The organism is Planctomyces sp. SH-PL14 (assembly GCF_001610835.1).
GTDB lineage: Bacteria > Planctomycetota > Planctomycetia > Planctomycetales > Planctomycetaceae > Planctomyces_A.
In genome coordinates this window covers 5,498,915-5,517,656 of the sequence record NZ_CP011270.1, presented here as the reverse complement: position 1 = coordinate 5,517,656, position 18,742 = coordinate 5,498,915, and the positions used below count along the sequence as shown (strand labels likewise).

The 18,742-nt window shown below is 64.6% G+C and carries 21 protein-coding genes and 1 tRNA gene; 21 read left to right on the top strand and 1 reads right to left on the bottom strand.

Features of this window, described 5'->3' with window-relative positions:
* Positions 1-256 precede the first annotated feature (256 nt).
* The 8 genes from VT03_RS21125 (at position 257) to VT03_RS21090 (ending at position 10,275) form a co-directional block, all read left to right on the top strand.
* Positions 257-1,012, top strand: a complete 756-nt coding sequence (locus VT03_RS21125) for an ABC transporter ATP-binding protein (RefSeq protein ID WP_075094824.1) — start codon at positions 257-259, stop codon at positions 1,010-1,012.
* Positions 1,009-3,780 (top strand): ABC transporter permease, encoded by a 2,772-nt coding sequence (locus tag VT03_RS21120; protein WP_075094823.1) that lies wholly within the window; start codon positions 1,009-1,011, stop codon positions 3,778-3,780. Before VT03_RS21125 ends, VT03_RS21120 begins: the two co-directional genes overlap by 4 nt.
* A 23-nt stretch (positions 3,781-3,803) precedes the next feature.
* Complete coding sequence (locus VT03_RS21115) at positions 3,804-4,592, top strand: ABC transporter ATP-binding protein (protein ID WP_075094822.1); 789 nt, start codon at positions 3,804-3,806, stop codon at positions 4,590-4,592.
* A complete protein-coding gene (locus VT03_RS21110; protein ID WP_075094821.1) occupies positions 4,589-7,099 on the top strand; it encodes an ABC transporter permease in 2,511 nt (836 codons plus the stop codon). Before VT03_RS21115 ends, VT03_RS21110 begins: the two co-directional genes overlap by 4 nt.
* Positions 7,096-7,575, top strand: a complete 480-nt coding sequence (locus VT03_RS21105; protein ID WP_075094820.1) for an ABC transporter permease — start codon at positions 7,096-7,098, stop codon at positions 7,573-7,575. Before VT03_RS21110 ends, VT03_RS21105 begins: the two co-directional genes overlap by 4 nt.
* Positions 7,576-7,731: 156 nt before the next feature.
* Entirely contained in the window at positions 7,732-8,817 is a 1,086-nt protein-coding gene (locus tag VT03_RS21100; protein ID WP_075094819.1) for a DUF1559 domain-containing protein, read from the top strand.
* A gap of 3 nt (positions 8,818-8,820) precedes the next feature.
* Positions 8,821-9,276 carry a hypothetical protein gene (locus tag VT03_RS21095; protein ID WP_075094818.1) on the top strand — a complete coding sequence of 152 codons (456 nt, stop codon included), beginning with the start codon at positions 8,821-8,823 and terminating at the stop codon, positions 9,274-9,276.
* A gap of 60 nt (positions 9,277-9,336) precedes the next feature.
* Positions 9,337-10,275 carry an alpha/beta hydrolase gene (locus VT03_RS21090; protein WP_075094817.1) on the top strand — a complete coding sequence of 313 codons (939 nt, stop codon included), beginning with the start codon at positions 9,337-9,339 and terminating at the stop codon, positions 10,273-10,275.
* Positions 10,276-10,512: 237 nt separating this feature from the next.
* Here VT03_RS21090 and VT03_RS21085 read toward each other — a convergent pair.
* Positions 10,513-10,587, bottom strand: a tRNA-Pro gene (locus VT03_RS21085).
* A gap of 310 nt (positions 10,588-10,897) precedes the next feature.
* Between VT03_RS21085 and VT03_RS21080 the strand changes: the two genes are divergently transcribed.
* The 13 genes from VT03_RS21080 to dnaB all read left to right on the top strand — a co-directional run bounded on the left by VT03_RS21080 (position 10,898) and on the right by dnaB (position 18,735).
* Positions 10,898-11,125, top strand: a complete 228-nt coding sequence (locus VT03_RS21080) for a hypothetical protein (RefSeq protein WP_075094816.1) — start codon at positions 10,898-10,900, stop codon at positions 11,123-11,125.
* A gap of 109 nt (positions 11,126-11,234) precedes the next feature.
* On the top strand, positions 11,235-11,663 hold the full coding sequence (locus tag VT03_RS21075; protein WP_075094815.1) for a hypothetical protein: 429 nt from the start codon (positions 11,235-11,237) through the stop codon (positions 11,661-11,663).
* Positions 11,664-11,767: 104 nt separating this feature from the next.
* A complete protein-coding gene (locus tag VT03_RS21070) occupies positions 11,768-12,154 on the top strand; it encodes a hypothetical protein (protein WP_075094814.1) in 387 nt (128 codons plus the stop codon).
* 161 nt (positions 12,155-12,315) lie between these two features.
* Positions 12,316-12,570 (top strand): hypothetical protein, encoded by a 255-nt coding sequence (locus VT03_RS21065; RefSeq protein WP_156514666.1) that lies wholly within the window; start codon positions 12,316-12,318, stop codon positions 12,568-12,570.
* A 79-nt stretch (positions 12,571-12,649) separates the two neighbouring features.
* A complete protein-coding gene (locus VT03_RS21060) occupies positions 12,650-12,913 on the top strand; it encodes a hypothetical protein (RefSeq protein WP_075094812.1) in 264 nt (87 codons plus the stop codon).
* Complete coding sequence (locus tag VT03_RS21055; RefSeq protein ID WP_075094811.1) at positions 12,913-13,164, top strand: hypothetical protein; 252 nt, start codon at positions 12,913-12,915, stop codon at positions 13,162-13,164. Before VT03_RS21060 ends, VT03_RS21055 begins: the two co-directional genes overlap by 1 nt.
* Before the next feature lie 180 nt (positions 13,165-13,344).
* Positions 13,345-14,094, top strand: coding sequence for an ERF family protein (locus VT03_RS21050; protein WP_197489032.1), 750 nt, complete (start codon positions 13,345-13,347; stop codon positions 14,092-14,094).
* Entirely contained in the window at positions 14,055-15,074 is a 1,020-nt protein-coding gene (locus VT03_RS21045) for a PD-(D/E)XK nuclease family protein (RefSeq protein WP_156514665.1), read from the top strand. Before VT03_RS21050 ends, VT03_RS21045 begins: the two co-directional genes overlap by 40 nt.
* 239 nt (positions 15,075-15,313) lie before the next feature.
* The gene (locus tag VT03_RS21040; RefSeq protein ID WP_197489031.1) at positions 15,314-15,649 is read left to right on the top strand and encodes a DUF1064 domain-containing protein; all 336 of its coding nucleotides are present in this window, start codon (positions 15,314-15,316) and stop codon (positions 15,647-15,649) included.
* Positions 15,646-15,834 carry a hypothetical protein gene (locus VT03_RS21035; RefSeq protein WP_075094807.1) on the top strand — a complete coding sequence of 63 codons (189 nt, stop codon included), beginning with the start codon at positions 15,646-15,648 and terminating at the stop codon, positions 15,832-15,834. The genes VT03_RS21040 and VT03_RS21035 overlap by 4 nt, the downstream gene beginning before the upstream one ends.
* Before the next feature lie 111 nt (positions 15,835-15,945).
* The gene (locus VT03_RS21030; protein ID WP_075094806.1) at positions 15,946-16,515 is read left to right on the top strand and encodes an HNH endonuclease; all 570 of its coding nucleotides are present in this window, start codon (positions 15,946-15,948) and stop codon (positions 16,513-16,515) included.
* Positions 16,512-17,417, top strand: coding sequence for a hypothetical protein (locus tag VT03_RS21025; protein ID WP_075094805.1), 906 nt, complete (start codon positions 16,512-16,514; stop codon positions 17,415-17,417). Before VT03_RS21030 ends, VT03_RS21025 begins: the two co-directional genes overlap by 4 nt.
* A complete protein-coding gene (dnaB, locus tag VT03_RS21020; RefSeq protein ID WP_231870489.1) occupies positions 17,410-18,735 on the top strand; it encodes a replicative DNA helicase in 1,326 nt (441 codons plus the stop codon). The genes VT03_RS21025 and dnaB overlap by 8 nt, the downstream gene beginning before the upstream one ends.
* Positions 18,736-18,742 lie beyond the last annotated feature (7 nt).

Below are 18,742 nucleotides of genomic sequence, written 5' to 3'. Positions count from 1 at the left end.
TTTCGCCAGCCAATCCGGACGAGGGCGTTTCGTGGCGAGTGTCGGATAACGAATTCCAAGGAATCCCGCTGTGGTCTGCCGTTTGCTCTGCGGCCGATGGCGGTGATAGGGAGTGCCACGAATCAGGCTGGTCGGAGCGATCGCTAGCGGGGGCGGTACCAAGGCATCGCGGGTTCTGGACGAGGGGGACGTTGCGCCGTGATCGCCGCGACGGCTCTCCGCTCGCGGCGATCGACCTTGGGGACTGTGACTTCGGATGCTGTCTGGAACGCCATTGCAGGCCACGGATGTGGTCAAGCGCTACCGTCAAGGGGGGAACTCCGTCACCGCGCTGGGGGGTGTGGGGCTGACGGTCCAGGCGGGGGAGTTCGTGGCGATCATGGGGGCCTCGGGCTCCGGGAAGAGCACGCTGCTCCATGCTCTCGCAGGACTGACGGACGTTGACGACGGCCGCGTGACCGTCGACGGCCAGGATCTCTCCCGACTCTCGGACGCCGAGCTGACCCGCTTTCGCCGCGACCGGATCGGACTGGTCTTTCAGGCGTTCAATCTCATTTCGAGTCTTTCCGCGGAAGACAACATCCGTCTCCCCGCCCCCGAGTCCCCCGATCTGACGGCGAAGGTTCGCTCGCTGCTGGATCGGCTCGGCATGACCGAGCGGCGGACGCATCGTCCGGATGCGCTGTCGGGAGGCGAACAGCAGCGGATCGCCATTGCCCGGGCGCTGGTCTGCGATCCGGCGATTCTGCTCGCAGACGAGCCGACCGGGAGTCTCGACTCCGTCTCCGGGCAGGAAATCTGCCGGCTCCTCCGCGGCCTGTGCGACGAACAGCGGCGGACGATCGTGATCGTCACACACGAACCGCACGTCGCGATGTGGGCCGACCGGGTGGTCGTCCTCAAGGATGGCCGGAATCAGGCGGAGTTCCAGACCACCGGCCGCCATGACCCGCAGGAGATCGCGGCCGCCTACCAGCAGGCGCTTCAGCCACGGACGGAGGCGATCCGATGAGGAAGGTCTTCCGGCTGGCGGTCGCCTTTCTCCGCGAACATCCGGCCCGTGTGGCGCTCACATCGCTGGCGACGACGGCGGCGACCTGTCTCGTGATCTGGATTGCCTCGGGGTACGACTCGCTGCTCCAGACGTTCGACTACTGGGCGAGCAAGGCGCTGGGGCATTACCAGCTCTCGATCGGCCCGATCGCCACCGAAGGAAACCCCGCGGTTCCGCGCGAGGTGCTGGAGGCGATGCGGTCCGATCCTTCGGTCGCGTCGGCGGAACCGGTCTGGATGAGCCGAGTGACCGTCCGGCCGCGGTCCGATGCCGGACCCGGACGGGCTGCGGACTCGGCCGAAGGCCGGCTGCGGGGACTCGGCGGTCCCCCGGAGCGGCGTTCCGAATACACGCTTCTCGCGTTCGATTCCGCGGTCCCTCCGTTCGATCTTGAAGGGAAGTGGCTGACGGCGGGCCAAGGCCACAACGAAGCGGCCCTGACCCGGGCGGCTGCGGAGCGGTTGCAGGTCCGCCTCGGCGACACGGTTACCGTGACCGCCAAAGAGCGGCCGACCGACCTGATTGTCACCGGGCTGCTGGACGCGCCGTCGCTCGGGGCCGGGACGTATGCCGTGCCGCAGATCCGGACGCCCGGCGCGGGAGACCTGTTTGTCTCGACCGCGACAGCCGAGCGGATCTTCGGCAGCCCGCCCGAGATCAGCTTTGTCGGCGTCGCCGTGAAGTCCGAGACGGACCTCACGAAGTTCCGGTTCGGCTGGGGGCCCCGGCTCAGCCGCTACGACACCCCTGTTCAGTTCCAGGAGGCGTTCGAGATCGAGGAAGCCCTCGACGAGAGTGCCTCGGCGGACAACGTCCGGATTCAGTCCTATGCGACGACCGGAATCGCAATGCTGGTCGCGATGCTGGTGATCTTCGGCACGGTCAGCATGGGGGTGACGGAGCGAATCCGGCAGTTCGCGGTCCTGCGGGCACTCGTGCTGACGCGGACGCAGCTCTCCCTGCTGATCTTCACGGAGGCGATGCTCCTCGCGCTGACCGGGTTCCTGGGGGGACTGCTCCTCAGCGGGCTGCTGCTCGGTGTCGTCGGGCGTGTCGCGGCCCGGCTGCTGCACCATGGGACGACGATCGGTCCCTACAGCCTGGGCCTGGCGGCGATCGCCACCTTCGGAGGGGCGTTCCTGGCCGCGATCGTGCCGGCCTGGCGGGCGACGCGGGCCCGGCCCGTCGACGCGATGGCCCCCGGACAGGCCCCCGTGGCGAGCCGGCTGCCGATCCGGACGATTCTCCTGGGGATCGCACTGATCCTGGTCAATCCGCTCGTGACCTTTGTCTTCCCGCCGCGGTTCGACCAGCAGGTCTACCTGGCGATGGCGGTCGGCTTCGTGTCGATGTCGATCGGCTTCGTCCTGATCGCCCCCGCGGTCGTCGCCCTGGTCGACCGGTTCGGCGGCCCGGGGCTGGCCCGCCTGTTCCGGATCGATCCCAAGCTCCTCGGCAGCCAGATCACGAGCCACGTCTGGCGGACCGCCGCCGCGGCCCTCTCGATGGCGGTCGGCCTCGGTCTTTTCATCGGCGTTCAGGTCTGGGGCTTCACGATGCTCGACGGCTTTCTCGTCGGGCCGTGGGCGCCGGACGCCGTCCTCGCCTTTCAGTCGGGGGGGCTTCCGCTGTCGAAGGTCCCGGAGATCGCCCGCCTCCCGGGCGTCGATCCCGAGCACTGCCTGCCGATCGTCGTCGAACAGCCGCGGCTCCTGGACGATGTCACCGGCAGCGCCGAACGGGCGTCGGTGATCCGGCAGGACAATGTCGTGCTGGTCGGGATCGACCCCCGGAAGGCGTTCGGCGGAGACCGGCCGCTGTTCGAGGTCGAATGGGCCGACGGGGATCCCCGGCAGGCGATCGACGAGATGGTCGCGGGACGGGGCTGCCTCGTTCCCGATCACTTCCTCACCGAGACGAAGCTCGCGATCGGCGACTCGTTCGACCTGGTCCCGCCCGAGGCCCCCACCTCTCCGGTCCGCTACCGGATCGCGGGGGCGCTCCGGCTTCCGGGGTGGCACTGGCAGACCAAGCTGACCGGCTTTCGCTCGCGAACACACCGGGCCGCCGCTCTCGTGTTCGCCAACTACGGGACCGTCGCCGACGATTTTTCGCTTCCTGCAGCGACGCACCTGTGGCTCGACTATTCGGACCAGCACGCTGATTCCCAGGCGATCACCGCCGCCGCGAAGGCAATCTACGCCGAGGCGCTCCCGCCCGAGGCGCGCGAGAACGACGGTCCGAAGATCCGCCTGATGGCGGTCGAAGACATCCGGCAGATGACCCGCAACAACGCGACCCGCTGGATCTGGGGCGTCAGTCTCCTGCCGCTCGTGTCGACGGCGATTGCCGGGCTCGGGGTCCTCAACATCATCCTCGCCTCGATCCGCAGCCGGCGGTGGGAGCTCGGCCTCCTCCGGTCGATCGGGATCGGGCAGTCGTCGATCGTCCGCGCGATCCTGGCGGAAGGGTTCCTCATCGGGCTGGTGGCGGTGCTGCTCAGTCTCGGCTTCGGCCTCCTCGCCGGATGGTGCGGTTGCGGAATGGCCCAATACATCAGCTTTTTCGGAGGGCTGCATCCGGCCCTCCATGTTCCCTGGCGGGTCGTCGGGGGGGCGCTGTTGGGAGTCCTCGTGCTCTCGACTCTCGCGGCGGTCTGGCCGGCGCTCTCCATCGGACGGCTCCGGCCCCTCACGCTGCTTCAGCAGGGGCGCGTCACGTTTTGAGTTCGGTTCCTCGAAAGGTCGTCATGTCCGATCCCGTCTCTCCATCGATTGCACCGCTGGTTGTCCAGGGAGTGACGAAGCGCTTCCATCAGGGGACCGCGACGGTCGAGGCTCTGCATGGCGTCTCGCTCCGAGTCGCGCCGGGCGAGTTTGTCGCCGTCATGGGGGCGAGCGGCTCGGGAAAGAGCACGCTGCTGCACGTCATGGCGGGACTGACCCGGACCGATGCCGGGACGGTCGCGGTGGAAGGGCAGTCCCTTTCGGAACTCGCCGACGGGACGCTGACCGATTTCCGGCGGCGGCGGATCGGGCTCGTGTTCCAGCAGTTCAATCTCATCCCGGCCCTGACGGCCCTCGAGAACGTCATGCTGCCGCTGATGGCGGAGGGCTCCCGCGGCTCGCAGGAGATGCGGGACCGTGCGACGAAGCTCCTCGAGCGGCTCGGACTCGGGCAGCGGATCGGCCATCGTCCCGACGCGATGAGCGGTGGGGAGCAGCAGCGGGTTGCCATCGCCCGGGCGCTCGTGACCGACCCGGCGATCGTCCTGGCGGACGAGCCGACCGGGAGTCTCGACTCCATCAACGGTAAGGCGATCTGCACGCTGCTGAAGGAACTGAATGACCGGGACGGCCGGGCGATCGTCGTCGTCACGCATGAACCGGCGGTCGCAATCTGGGCCCGGCGGATCGTCGTCATGAAGGACGGGGCGGTCTGTGCCGATTTCTCCGCGGCCGAGTTCCCGGATGCGCACGCCCTCGCCGGCCGCTACCAGGACATCGTGGCCGAAACCGCCGCGGAGGTGGCCCGATGAGCCTGATCTGGAAACTCTTCGTCGCGCAGGCCCGCCAGCACAAGGTCCGGCTGGCCCTGACCGCCGTCGCCATGATCGCGGCGGTCGGCGTCGTGCTGTGGGTCGTCTCGGCCTATGAGGCGATCGCCGCCCGGTTCGACGACCAGACCGCCGAGTTCGTCGGCAACTACACCGCCTTCGTCGTTCCGCAATCGCTCGATGACGCTCTCGCCCCGGAGCTGGTCTCCGCGATCCAGCACGATCCCGCGGTCGAGGCCGCAAACCCCGTCGCCCAGTTCCGGATGTCGTTCCGCAAGGCGGCCGATCCCTCCGCTCCTCCGACGCCGACCACCTCCCCCTCCCCCGGCCCGCAGGGGGCGGCGGGACCTCCGCGGAGGACGCTCGGGCGGATGGGGCCGATGATCGTCGGGACCGAGGCGGGCGAACCGCGGTATCCCCTCGTCGACGGCCGCTGGCTCGAAGCGGGAACGGATTCCGAAGCGGTCGTCAGCAGCGGCGTCGCCGAGGCTCTCTCGCTCAAGCCGGGAGACACGATCGAGTTCCGGACCAAAGGGGGCGATGTCGTGGCGCTCGGCGTCGTCGGGATCACCGAGCAGGTGGAAGAGGTCGAGTCCGCGATGACCCGGACCAAAGGGGGAGCGCCCGGCGGAACGAACCGCGGTCCCGCCTCGCTCTGCGCCTATGTCCCGCTGAGCCGGATCGAAGCACTCACGGGGGCCGCTCCGCGGACCAATCTCGTCGAGATCCGCCTGAAGCCCCGGAGTTCGCTCGACAGCATCGCGAAGAGCGTCGCGGCGGCGACTCCCGCCTCGGAGATCATCCGGCCCGAAGACGTGAAAGCGAAGCTCTCGTCGGGGTTCGTAGCGGAGGGGGCCCGCAAACAGGCCTACTTCGTGACGGCGCTGTCGATCCTCGCTTCGGCGTTCATCATCTTCACGACGCTCAGCATGGGGGTCAGCGAACGGGCCCGGCAGCTCGCGGTCCTGCGGGCCGTGGGGCTTCGCCGGCCGCAGGTCGGGGCCCTCGTTCTCGTGGAGGCGGTCGTCCTGGCGGTCTTCGGCTGGATCGGCGGACTGGCCGGAGGAGCCGCGCTCCTCAAGGCGATCGCCAGCGCCAGTCCGCAGCTCTTCCCGAAAGGGGTGTCGATGGGAGCCGCGAGCATTCTCCTGACAGGAGGCTGCTCGCTCGCCGGAGCGCTCCTGGCGTCGGTCTTCCCGATCTGGAAAGCGACCCGGATCAGTCCGCTCGAGGCGATGGCCCCGGTCGCGACGACGCCGGCCTCCGCTCGATGGTACTGGGGGGCGGGGATCATCAGCGCTCTCCTGATTGCGCTGAACCCGATCCTGGTCTTCCTGCCGGGGCTTCCCGAGAAGGTGCGGTTCGCCCTGGTCCTGCTGGTCGGTGCCCCGACGACCGTCCTGGGTTTCATTCTGCTGGCCCCGCTCGTCGTCCTGCTCGTCGAGCGGGCGTTCGCCCCGCTCGTCGCCGGCCTGCTCCGGCTCCAGACAAACCTGGTCCGGACGCAGCTCAGCTCGAACATGTGGCGGTCCGCCGGGATCGCGGCGTCGCTGATGCTGGGGCTCGGCCTCTACACCGCGACGCAGGTGTGGGGCTGGTCGATGCTCGGCGGCTTCCTGCCCGGCCGGTGGACCCCCGGAACGATCGTGAAGTTCCAGCCCGGTCTCGACGAAGCCGGAATCGAGAAGGTCCGGCAGACTCCGGGCTTCAAAGCCGACCAGTTCCTCCCGATCGCGGTGGAGCAGACGCGGCTTCTCGGCGACCCGTTCCGCAGCGGCGAGCGGGACTCCGCCGTCCGGCAGGACAACGTCTCGCTCATCGGTCTCGACGCGGACAGGGCGTTCGGCGGTGAGACGCCGCTGTTCACGCTCGACTTCGTCCAGGGGGACCGCGCCGCGGCCCTCGGCCAGCTCAGGGAGGGACGGAACTGCCTCGTCCCGGACACGTTCCTCACGTATGCCGGAATGAAGGTCGGCGATCGGCTGGGGCTGATCCCGCCGAAGAAGCCGACCGAGGCGATCGAGTACACGATCGTCGGCATTGTGAAGATGCCCGGCTCGAACTGGATCACCAAGACGTCGGGAATCCGCAAGCAGTCGGTCCGGACCGCGGGGCTCGTCTTCGCGCCGCGTCAGCAGGTTCGCGAGGACTTCGCTCTGCCGGCCGGCGAGTTTTTCTGGGCCAACACCGAACCGGACGCGACGAAAGCCGATCTCGAAGAGCGGCTTCGACCGCTGGCCCCCGCGGCAGCGCCGCGCGGGTCCCGAGGGGGAGCCGCCACGGGAGGCGAACGTTCCGCGGCAGCGGCCGAGACCGCGTCCCCCGCACCGCGCGGCGAACGCGTCGCGGCGGAGGGCTCCGCCCCGACGGGGCGCGGCGGTCCCGGAACCGGACCAGGCGCCGGGCCAGGCAGCGGTCGTCGCGGAGGCGGGGCGGGGGCGGGGGCGGCCCCGGCGGAGGAGGCCCTGGTTCCGAACCGGTTCAGGTGACTTTTCTCAGCGACGTCCGAGACGGCCTGCGGACCCGCGGCGGCTCGGCGATCCAGGCCATGGGCTACCTGCCGCTCATCACTCTCGTCGTCGTCTCGCTCGGGGTCGTCAACACGATTGCCGCCTCCGTCCGGGCACGGCGGTGGGAGTTCGGGGTCCTGCGCGCCGTCGGCGTCACGCGGTGGCGGCTCTCGCGGCTGGTCCTCTCGGAAGCGCTCCTCGTCGGCTTTGTCGCCAGCGTGCTCAGCCTCGCGTTCGGCATCCTCGTCGGTTGGACCTGCCTGGGACTGATCCGGTACGTCAGCAATCCCTGGTTCGAGGGAGTGGCAACGCCGCTCTCCGTGCCGTGGGGGGCGCTGGCGGTCGGCTACGCCCTGACCTTCGTCCTCTGTTTCCTCGCGGCTCTCTGGCCGGCCATCTCGGCCGGCCGGTCCGAGCCGCTCGCGCTCCTGCAAGCCGGAAGGGGGGCCGCATGAGCCGCTCTCGCCCGGCCGCCGCCGGTGAGCTTTCGCAGTGAGCGGATTTGTCGTCCTGTCGAGCCAAAGCCCCGCGTCTCCCGCCTTTCCGGACGCCCGGGTGCAGCCAGACCTCCCTCCCACCTTGTTTTGGCTCCCTCCTCTGGAACTCGTCTCATGACAAGAGAATTTCATTCCCGGCGTGGCTTCACGCTCATCGAGCTGCTGGTCGTCATCGCGATCATCGCCGTCCTGGTCGCCATCCTGCTGCCCGCCGTACAGCAGGCCCGCGAGGCCGCCCGCGCCTCGCAGTGCAAGAACAATCTCAAGCAGATCGGTCTCGCACTCCATAACTACGAAAGCACGCACGGTCTTTTCCCCCCGATGCGACAGACGAACGCCGGCGGCGTCAGCGGAGTCATCAACGGCTGGGGGCTGATGGTGCTGCCATTCATCGACCAGGGGGCGATCTATGACAAGTTCAACATGAACCTCCCCTGGTATGCGTCCGAAGCCGATACCCCCAGCTCGATGAACCTGAAGATGTCCCAGTCCCGGCTGGCGGTCTATCGCTGTCCGTCGGCGATCGAGCGGGACGCCATGCCCGCCCCCACCCCGACGGCCGTCGCCCTGGAAGCGGCGACGACCTGGCCCACGGCGGCCACGTCGACAAGCGACCTGGGAGTCGCCGGAATCCGCAAGACGGCCGCTTCCGACTACACCGCACTCTTCGGAGGGGGCGGGTACGGGAGGCCTCTCGTCGACGCCGCGAACGTCATCAGCATTGTCGCGGGAGCGACCGATCCGCAATACACGCTCGAGAAAGCCCGCCGCATCGCCGACATCACCGACGGTCCGACGCAGACCTTCCTGATCGTGGAGCTCGCCGGACGGCCGCTGCACTTCATCAAGGGGAAGCAGCAGAACGGCCCCACGACGATCACCGGGGCTCCGACCTCCGTGACGGCGGCTTATGCCGACCGGAAGTACACGCAGCCCCCCTGGTCCGATTGGGGAAGCGGCCCTTCGAACGCGATGGCGTTCTTTGACTACTCGGGGATGGAGGGGCGGCTGACGAACGGCGCCTCGGCGGGATGCGCGGTCAACTGCAACAACATCTGCGGCATCTACGGATTTCACCCGCAGGGGGCCAATGTCGTCATGTGCGACGGGAGCGTCCACTTCCTGGCGGAGGCGATCTCCGCGAGCGTCGTGAGCCAGATGATGTACGTCAACGACGGCCGCGCCGCGAAGGAGTTCTAAACTTTGAACACTCTTCGCCTCACCGGAACAATCCGGCTCGCGGCCCTGCTGGCCGGACTGATTCTCCCCCTGGCCTGCGCGAAAGCTCCACCGAAGCCGGAGCGACTGCCGACCCATCCGGTCGCGGGCAGCCTCCTGATCGACGGAGTGCCGGCGGTCCGGGCCGCGATCACCTTTCACCGGACCACGCCGTGGCCGGATGGAAAGGCGTGCGGCCCCTCCGCAATGACGGACGACAACGGGTCGTTCCGGATGACGACCTTTCGCGTTTACGACGGCGTTCCGGTTGGGGAGTACAAGGTCACGATCCTGGCGGAGTACGTCACTAAGGACGGGTCCGACGTTCCCGTGCCGGATTTGCTGAAAGGGAAGTACAGCGATCGAGAGAAGACTCCGCTCAGCGTCAGCATCCGGGAAGGGGAGAACGAGCTCGATCAGTTCGACCTGACGACACAGTGAATCCCCGGCCCTGACGTCCCTTCTCTCCGCCCTCCCACATCACCCGGACTCTCCGATCCCATGCCAGTTCTCTCCCTGTCCCGAGCCTTCGCTTTGACCGCCACTCTCGCGGGACTGCTGGGAGCGTGGCCGGCGATCGCCGAAGAGCCGCTTCCGACCGTCGCCGTCTCGCTGCCTCGAACCGAGCAGTTCGACGTCACGTCGCGGAAGGACCTGACATACCGGATCTTCGTGTCGCTTCCCAACGGGAAGCCGAAGGAGGCGGGAGCCCCGGTGGTCTACCTGACCGATGCCAACGCCGACTTCCCGGTCGTGGCCGCGGCCGCCCGGCGGCTGTCGCAGGGAGATCCCGTCGGAGCGATCGTCGTCGGGATCGGCTATCCGGAAGCCGATCCGCGAATTCATCAGGACCGGCGGTACTACGACCTGGTCGGCCCCGCGTCGGAGGAGTTCCTCAAGACGCTGCCGGGGGGAGGTGCCGGTCGAAAGACGGGGGGAAACGACCAGTTCCTCGCGTTCATCGAGGAGGAACTCAAGCCGCGGATCGAAAGTCGATACCAGATCGACCGGACGCGACAGACGTTGTTCGGACACTCGTTCGGCGGCCTGTTCACCCTGCACGCGCTGTTCACGCGTCCGGAGGCCTTCCAGAACTACGTCGCCTCGAGCCCGTCGATCTGGTGGTTCCACGAAGCGATCCTGGACGAAGAGCGGTCGTTCCTCGAGCGGCAGCGGAAGCAGCCAGCTCCCGCCCGGCTGATGATCACTGGCGGCGCATGGGAGGAGACGCCTCCGCCGAACGCCGACCCGGCCCGCATCGCGATGCTGAAGCCGAGGAAGATGGTTTCGAACGCCCGAGCGATGACGGAGCGACTCTCTTCCGCACAGGTCGAGGGGCTGTCCGTCCTGTTCCGCGAGTTCCCGGAAGAGGACCACGGTTCGGTCCTGCTCCCCGCCGCGAGCCGCGGGATGCGATTTGCGCTGGACAGGTCGAAGTGATATTCCGCAAAGCCATCCCGCTGACCGGCAGCCGGTGGTCGAAATCGACCAGGAGACATTCGCGAGCAGGCCGACGGCCTTACGGGAGCGACTGGCTTCGGCCACGCTCCAACGACCGGCCGGCGGCGGCAGTGTGGAAACCGTCTATTTGAACTGCCGCTTGGATGGCGGAAGTCTCAGCCCGCAAATGAGAAAGCCCTTCGACGTTCTCGCCGAAGGGCTTCTCGTTCCATCAAGTCGGGGTGACATGATTCGAACATGCGACTTCCTGCTCCCAAAGCAGGCGCTCTAGCCAGGCTGAGCTACACCCCGGTGCGGCATCAACCGCGGCAAAACTCTACTGGCAGGGGCAAGTCGCGGTCAATTGCCCCTGCCCTCTTTGTGTCACGAAATCCCGCTGGATTCCGGGTTGAGGTGTCCCGTAAGGGGGCGCCACCCCAGGGCCGAACGGCGGCTCTCGGCAGGCTTCTAAAACCCCGTCAAGCCCGATCTTTGACGATCTTTCTCGGACCTCTTCCGATCATCTCCGGGCAACGACCGATCTTTCCGGAACGACAAAAAGGCACGTGTAGAACTCCTCGCACACAAGCCGCAACCACGCGGAACAGACAGCGAGGAGACGATGACGACAGCCGAAAAGACCATCGCACCACGACGCCTCCCGGATGACGTCGCGAAGAAGTGGTACACGCTTGAGGAGGCCATGCAGCGCACGAACCGCTCGAGGTCGTTCCTGTATCGCCGATCGGGGAAGAAGAACCCCGTCTTCAAGCGGGACAACTACGGGGCGCAGGTCATCTTCTCCCGCACCTCTGTGGACAACTTCGTCGCCCGGTACACCCGCGGCTAACCGCCCATCCCCCTCGGCAGGTCGAGCCTTGAGCTCGTTCTAGCCCGCCTGCTCGGTTCCCGGCCGAGGGGGATTTCTTCCACCCGTTTTTTTCCATTGGAGATCTTTCATGTTCGAACTGTCATTCACTCGTGGCGACAAAAGGGATGGTTGGTCGCACACCTTCCGCGGGGACGAGGAGAAGGCCGACGCGCAAGACCTGATGCGAGCGTTCGGAGAGTTGGCCGCGATGATCGCTGAGGAGTGGGGAATGTCGGGCCTCACGATCCTGTTTGGAGCAACGGAACACATCGGAAGCGGAAGTTACGCCATGGGGCTCCGCCAGATCCGCGAAGCATTCCACATTGATGATGAGATTCGTCGCGGAGACGGGTTCTACGACTTTGGCGACAACTTCCGGGTCGTGCTCGTTGATGGAACGCCCTACCCACAGTTCGCAGAGTCTGAGGCCAAGAACCGCAGCCTCTTCTTGAGCCATGGCGGGACGTTCGATCCCGCCCGCCCCGCTGAGCCCGAAGTCGCTCCCACGCCGCAGTAACCGTCCAGCCGGGCGATGGTCGAGAGGCCGCGAATGCTGGCCCGCCTTCGCCGCTGACTCCTGTCGCCCGGCCTTTTCTTTCACCTTCAACCGGAGTTCGTGACATGCCGCAGATGACGTTTCAGATCACCGCTGAGATCCCTGAGGGGTATGAGGACCGGGCCGACTGGCGTCCGCCACGTCGGGGTGAGCAATTCCTGAACATCCTCAATCAAGTCGAAACGTCATCGGGGGATTGGGGAGAACAGTGTCGCCTTGTTCTCTATCCGATTTGGAAATGGGCCGAGTGGATCAAGGCTGGGACGTGGATCTGCCACAACAAAGGCGGAGCCTTCTTCATTTCGGAAAAGAAGCCCATAGCCAACAGCGTCAGTTGGGAATTCGATGGTCCGGTTGTTCGCGTAGACCGTGACTTTCGGTCCTTCACCAACTTCACGCTGCCACCTATCTGCACTGACTGGCGGAAGTCCCTCCGTCAGAAGCCCCTCTAGCCCCCGCCGCGAGCTAGGCAGCTCCAAGGAGTGGCAACGGGATCGTTACCCGTCGCGGCGATTTACTCGAAAGGAAATCTCACATGGCCCGTCGCACCCGCCCTATTCCGATTCGCATCGTTCGCTACCAGTCAAACAACGTTGAGTGCAACGTTCGGCACATGACTGAAGCAGAGTCAGTCGCCGCCTTTAACGAAGCGTACGAGTCCTATAAGGCCAAGATCGGCCACACCAAGTTTCGCCCGACGCACGCAACGTCGTGCCTGCCGGGGTCTCCGCAGAAGGTTGCGATTCTGGCACTGCGATACGAGTACGGCGCGGAGAAGGGGCTCTTCAATCCGCATGACGCTCGGCGGTCTGATCCGGTTCCAACACTGGATCTCTTGGATCTCGTTAGCGCGGACGACGAGCCATGACCCTCCTGCTGACGCCAGTCCTGTTCCTGTCCTTTTCCTTTCTCGCCGCGTGTGGATGCGGCTTCTTTGGGGGTGGGTGATGTCTTCAAGCGATGCGTTCTTTGAGCAGGAAGCGCCGGTCGTGGCGCTGTCTCCCGCCGAGGCTGGCCGGAACTTTGCCAACCACTCCTATGAGGTGCAGGCTGAGTTCCTCAAGGCGATGTCGATGGAGATCCAGAAGTGGCCCAGCCATGCATGGCCAACACAGTGCGATGCCATCGCCTCACAGGTCCCAAATTGGGCTCGCGAAGAAGTGGCTGATCGTCTTGAAGTCCTCGTGAACATGCTCCGGGAGGCCCGCTAATGGCCACCTTCCAGAAGGGCGAACGGGTGCTGCACTACGAGAGCGGCCCCAAGCATTCGGAGGTTCTGATCACCGATCCGGGACTCCGCGACATCGGGATCAGGACTCCGGGCGCGACCATCGACATCACGACCGACGGGGAGTTTTTGTTTCCGGACACTCCAGATGGGCGGCGGGCACTCGCTGCCGTGATCAAGGCTGACGCCGACGAGGAGTGCCGAAAGGTGCTCGGGGATCTGGTGCCGTTTTGAGCGTCTATCGCGGACGGCCCGCGGCTTGGGAGCAGGCAATCGACGCAGGCCAAGAGACGGGTCCGATTCGTGGCGCAGGACCGGTCGGGTTGCGTGGGGCGATCTTTCCTTGGATGAGGCGGAAGAATGACAACGGGACTGACAGCACAACCAACGGTCGTGGCCCAGCCGATGGCTCCGATGAGCATCATCGAGTTGGCGATCACGAAGGGGACCGACCCGGACAGCCTGGCGAAACTGGTGGACCTCCAGGAGAGGGTTCGGAAGTCTGAGGCGGAGAAGGCGTTCAACCTCGCGTTCTCTGCGTTTCAGGATGAGTGCCCAGCGGTAGGTCACGACGCCGAGGGCTACAAGAGCGAGTATTCGTACGCGAGCCTTCCGCAGATCGTTGCGGTCATCAAGCCGTATCTCGCAAAGCACCGGCTGTCGTACTCCTTCGACTCCCGGGTCGACGGACAGAGCATCACGGTCATCTGCACGATCCGCCACGTCGATGGGCACTGCCTCCCCGCCCAATACACGGCGCCGGTGGACGGAACAAAGATGATGAACGCCCTTCAAAAGGCGGCATCAGCCATCACGTACGGGAAGCGCCACGCCCTCTGTGAAGCACTGGGGATCGTGACCGCCGACAGCGACGACGACGGGCGGTCGGCAACTCCACGGCCCCGCCCTGATGCTCGTAGCGATGCTCCACAGCAGGCCCCCCGAGATAACCGGGTAACGAAGGAGGAGATGGCCAATCTCTTCAATGAATGGCAGCGACAACTTGGCGAGGGCGTTCCGGAAACTGAGCGTCGAGCCAAGTTCTTTGTGTGGGCGAACAAGGCGACTGACGGCGCCATTGCCGTTGCCGACGCCGATCAGATGAAGAAGTGGACCCGCGAGTTGTGGTCGATCTGCATGGATCGCTTGGAGGTGCCGTTCTAATGGAACTCAATCTCATCGACGACATCCACGTTGCCGACCGCAGCGACCTTGAAACCGCCTATGACTGCCCACAGAAGTTCGCCTACGAGCAGGGGCAAATCCGAATCCCGTCTCGTGCTGCCGAGGTTGGGAATCAGGGGCACGCCGCGATCTCGGCAACCATCGAAGCGTTCATCCGTGAGGGGCTGTCAAAGCGGGACATTGCGGAGTTTCTGAAGCGGGAGGTTCTGGCGACGCGGACCGACCTCCTACCCGACACCTGGGAGGCAATGTGGCCGAGCATGTGGAAGATTGCCGAGTTGCTGTCGTGCCACAGACCGGGAGATGTCGAGCGGTTCGACGGTGGACAAGGTGCCTACAGCGGGCAGCTCGCCAAAGACATTTCTGTCGGCGGGGAAACGGTCCGGGTCACCAGTGAACTCGATCTGTTGCTGGCAACTGTCTCTGAGGACGTCTTCCTTGAGGTGGACTGGAAGACAGGCCACACACCCTACGACATCGACCACATCAAGAAGTCCTTTCAATTCCGCCTGCATGCGGCCTTGGTGTTCGACACATACCCCGCCTGCAACGTTCTCCGTGTTCAGGTTTTGCGGACGCAATACAAGGACCTGTCTCCGCCGGTGAAGTTTCATCGCGACGAACTGCCGGTGCTGGAGGCGGAGATTCAAGGGGCGGCGGCTCGATGGCTCGACGTCAAGAATCGCTCCAAGCCAGACAAGCCGCTCATCACTGACCGATTCGCAACGGCCGAGAAGTGCCGACGGTGCCAAGGCGCCCGCCAGTGCTGGAAATCCCGCGTTGAGACCACGCCGGCCGAGCTGGTCGACCTGCTGACGATCATCGAGGCGGTTCAGGATCAGGTTCAGGACGAACTGAAAGCCATCTGCGGCAAGAACGGCGAGGTGGAAGGCACCTGCGGCCAGAAGTTCGGAACCAAGAAGCCCAAGACCGAGCGGGCAAGTTATGCCCTCTACTGACTCCCCCGGTCTCGCAGCGATCCTGGCCCGCTGCAAGCAGGCAGCAAAGCCTGTGGAGAGTCCGAGGTGCGGGTGCGGCCGAAGTGACGCGGCCTGGAGCGACGAGCACGGCACGAAGCGGTGCACTCTGTGCGAGAAGAAAAGGCTGGTGACCGAAGGACGGTTGCCGCCAGGAATCACATTGGAGGACGAAACAGATGGCGCGGGCAAAGGCGATGAAACGACGAGTCCCCGGACAAATGTCCAAGACCGAGGAGAGGTATGCGGCCGCGTTGGAGGCGCGAGCGGCCGCCAAGGAAATCGCTGAGTTCCACTTCGAGCACGTGAAGTTGAGGCTGGCGGACAACACCTTCTACACGCCCGACTTCATGGTGATCCACAACGATCAAACGATGGAGTTCATCGAGGTGAAGGGAAGCTGGAACGCCCCGAACCAAGACAAGAGCCGCGTCAAGTTGAAGGTCGCGGCCGAAACACATCAGTGGGCAAGGTTCTCTGCGGTGGTGCCCATCGCGCAGAAGAACGGCGGGGGATGGGACGTTGAGCAGATTGGACCACACAAGGAGCGAGCATGACCTTCGAGGGATTGAAGGCTCGCATCCCGGATCCGGACGCCCTGGAAGAGCGGGCAGCCATCATCGAATTCGAGAGCGGGGAGCCGAAACCGTCGCGTTGGCAGGCGGAATGTGCCGCGGTGAGGCAGTGGTTAGAAGCCGAGCGAGAAAAGAAGCCTAAGACGCAGGCCAAAATGTTCGGTTAGCAAGGGATTTAATTAGTGAAGACGGAACCCCAAGCCTACAATGAACGAGACCCGGGGAGCGCTACTAACGCTCAACCCGGGCCTCTAAACACAGAACCGGTTGAGGGTTCCATGTCTGCTAAGACTATGGTGCGTCATGGGCGTGCTGGCAAGGTCTCGTTTCAGGATTTGCGGGCAGAAGCCCTGCTGAACTTGGGTGGAATCACCTACGACGAATATCTGGCTCTTCCGCTGTGGAGGAGCATCCGCGAACGGGTGCTGAACCGGGAGAACCGCATTTGCCGCCTGTGCGCCGCCGAGGCCACCCAGGTTCATCACCGGACCTACGACCTGGCGACAATGCTCGGCGATGACATCTCGGCCCTGGTGGCGCTGTGCGGAACGTGTCACGAACTGATTGAGTTTGACGGCGACCGGAAGTGTTCGCCGCGGGAGACGGAACTGCGGTTTCGCAAGTTCAGGGGCAAGGAAGGTCGGATCATCCTGCGGAAGAAGATCGACTCGCTCGTGTCCCGAGTTCGAATACTCGAGAGGCAGGTGGGCGACTCCGGCGGCTCTCGAGAATCCGCCCCAAGTTTCTCAGCCCTGGCGGAGGCCAATCCCTCGCAGGCGGATGAGTTGTTGCGCAGGGCCCAGGAGTTTCATCGCCAGCGTGCGTACGGAGGGGGAGCAGCCAAGTGAACAAACTCCCCTCGTTTCAGTTCTACCCAGGAGACTGGAAGAAGGATCCGGGCGTGCAGGCGCTCAACTACCACGACCGTGGGGTGTGGTTCGAGATCCTCCTGCTGATGCACGAGTCGTCAAAGAGGGGGGTTTTGCTCCTTAACGGGAAGCCAATGCCGAACGAAGCCCTGGCGGCTGCCCTCGGTTTGGATAACCAAAATCTCGAAAGTACCTTAACCAAATTGGAGGCATACGGAGTGGCCAGTCGGGACGAAGAGACGGGTGCTCTCGTTTGCCGAAGGATGATCCGGGACGAGCAGCTTCGCCAGATTCGCAAAACTGCCGGGTCGAAGGGGGGGAACCCCAGTTTGGTTAACCAAAATCCAACCACCCAGGTTAACCAAAATCCAACCCCTTCATCTTCACTTTCATCTTCAATTACACACACACAGGGTGGGGGTGGGTGTGGCGATTTGATCCAGAGGGCGGAAGGCTTCGGCGTTGAGGGGGCTTTCCGGATTGTTCCTGATGCCGTCGCGGCCTCGAGTCTCGAGCATGTCTCCCAGGTTCTCGAGGTGTTCGGGGCCCGGTTCAAGAAGGCCGGCTGGACCCACTGGACCCTGATTGCCCGACTCAAGCGGGTCGCCCGGGATCTCGAGCCGACGAAGGGGTGGGCCGATCAGGAGCAACCGCCCGCCGAGTCGTCGGATCTCGAGGTGTTGTTCGGGGCAACCTTGGACAGCATTCCACCCGCCGAGTTTCGGCCTCTGGCGGAGCGTGTTCTCGAGCGTGAGCCGGCGGCGCTGGCGATGCTCAAGAACTTTGCGAACCCGCGGGCATCTCCGGCCGTTCGCAATCCGATGTTGGCGTATCTCCGTGATCAGGCTTCAAGGGGCAATGGTGAGGTAAATCGTGGGTGACTCGTTCTTTGTTCCACCGCAAGACCTCGAGGCAGAGCGGTGCGTTCTCGGAAGCATGCTCTGCGATCAGAGGGCGATCGATGAGGTGACGCCGATCGTTGAGGTGGATCACTTTTACGCCGATGCGAACCGCAAACTTTTCCTGGCCATCCGGGAGATGCACGAACGGGGGATCCGCGGGATCGATGCCGTCACCCTGCGAAACGAGATGGAGAAGCGGGGGCAACTCGATGACGTTGGCGGCCAGAACTACATCATTGCCGTCATAGCTACAGTCCCTCACGCGGCCCACGCCGAATACTACGCCAACATCGTGCGGAGCAAATACGTGCTTCGGTCGGTGATCGAATCCTGCACGGACTCAATCCGGGAAGCTCGAGATGGCAACGACGAAAGCGAAGAGATCCTGGCTCGAGCAGAACATCGACTGTTCGAGATCGTTGAGCGACAATCGGGTACGGCCAAGATCAAACTGAAGGACATCCTCGAGGACACGTTCTCGAGAATCTTTGACCGCATGGGAGCCGATGGGCAACGCGGAGTCCCTTCGGGCTTCGACAGCCTCGACAAGATTCTGACGGGGTTTCATCCGTCGGAACTCATCATCCTGGCGGCTCGCCCCTCGATGGGGAAAACGGCCCTGGTGTGCAACTTGGCCTTGGCAGTTGCTCGAGCAAACCGCGGGGTTCTGGTGTTCAGTCTCGAGCAGTCAAAGCTCGAACTTGGCGAGCGGCTTCTATGCATCGAGGCGCAGATCAGTGGCCACAAGTTGCGACTGGGGGAGCTCAGCGAGCAGGAGCAGTTCGCACTTACGGAGGCGGCAGAAAGCCTTCGTGGGTACAGCATTCTGATCGATGACCAGCCCGGTCAAACGATGACACGAATCGCCGCGATCTCGAGGAGAACGAAGCGGAGCGACGACATCGGCCTCATCGTGATCGACTACCTCCAGTTGATCGAGTCCGAGGATCGTCACATTCCTCGAGAACAGCAGATCTCGAGTATCACCCGCCGCCTTAAGTGCCTGGCCAAAAGTCTGAGTGTACCGGTGATCGCCCTGGGGCAATTGAACCGAGCGGTTGAGTCTCGAGAAGACAAAAAACCAAAGCTCTCAGACCTTCGCGAATCCGGGGCAATTGAGCAGGACGCGGACGTGGTGATGTTCCTTCACCGTCCGGACGCATACGAGCCAGAGAACCGCCCGGGCGAGGCGGACTTGATCGTGGCGAAGAACCGATCCGGTCCGACAGGGCTTGCTGGCCTTGTTTGGCAGAAGCACGCGATGAAGTTCGCGGACCGCGGTTACTTCGAAAACTAATTCCCCC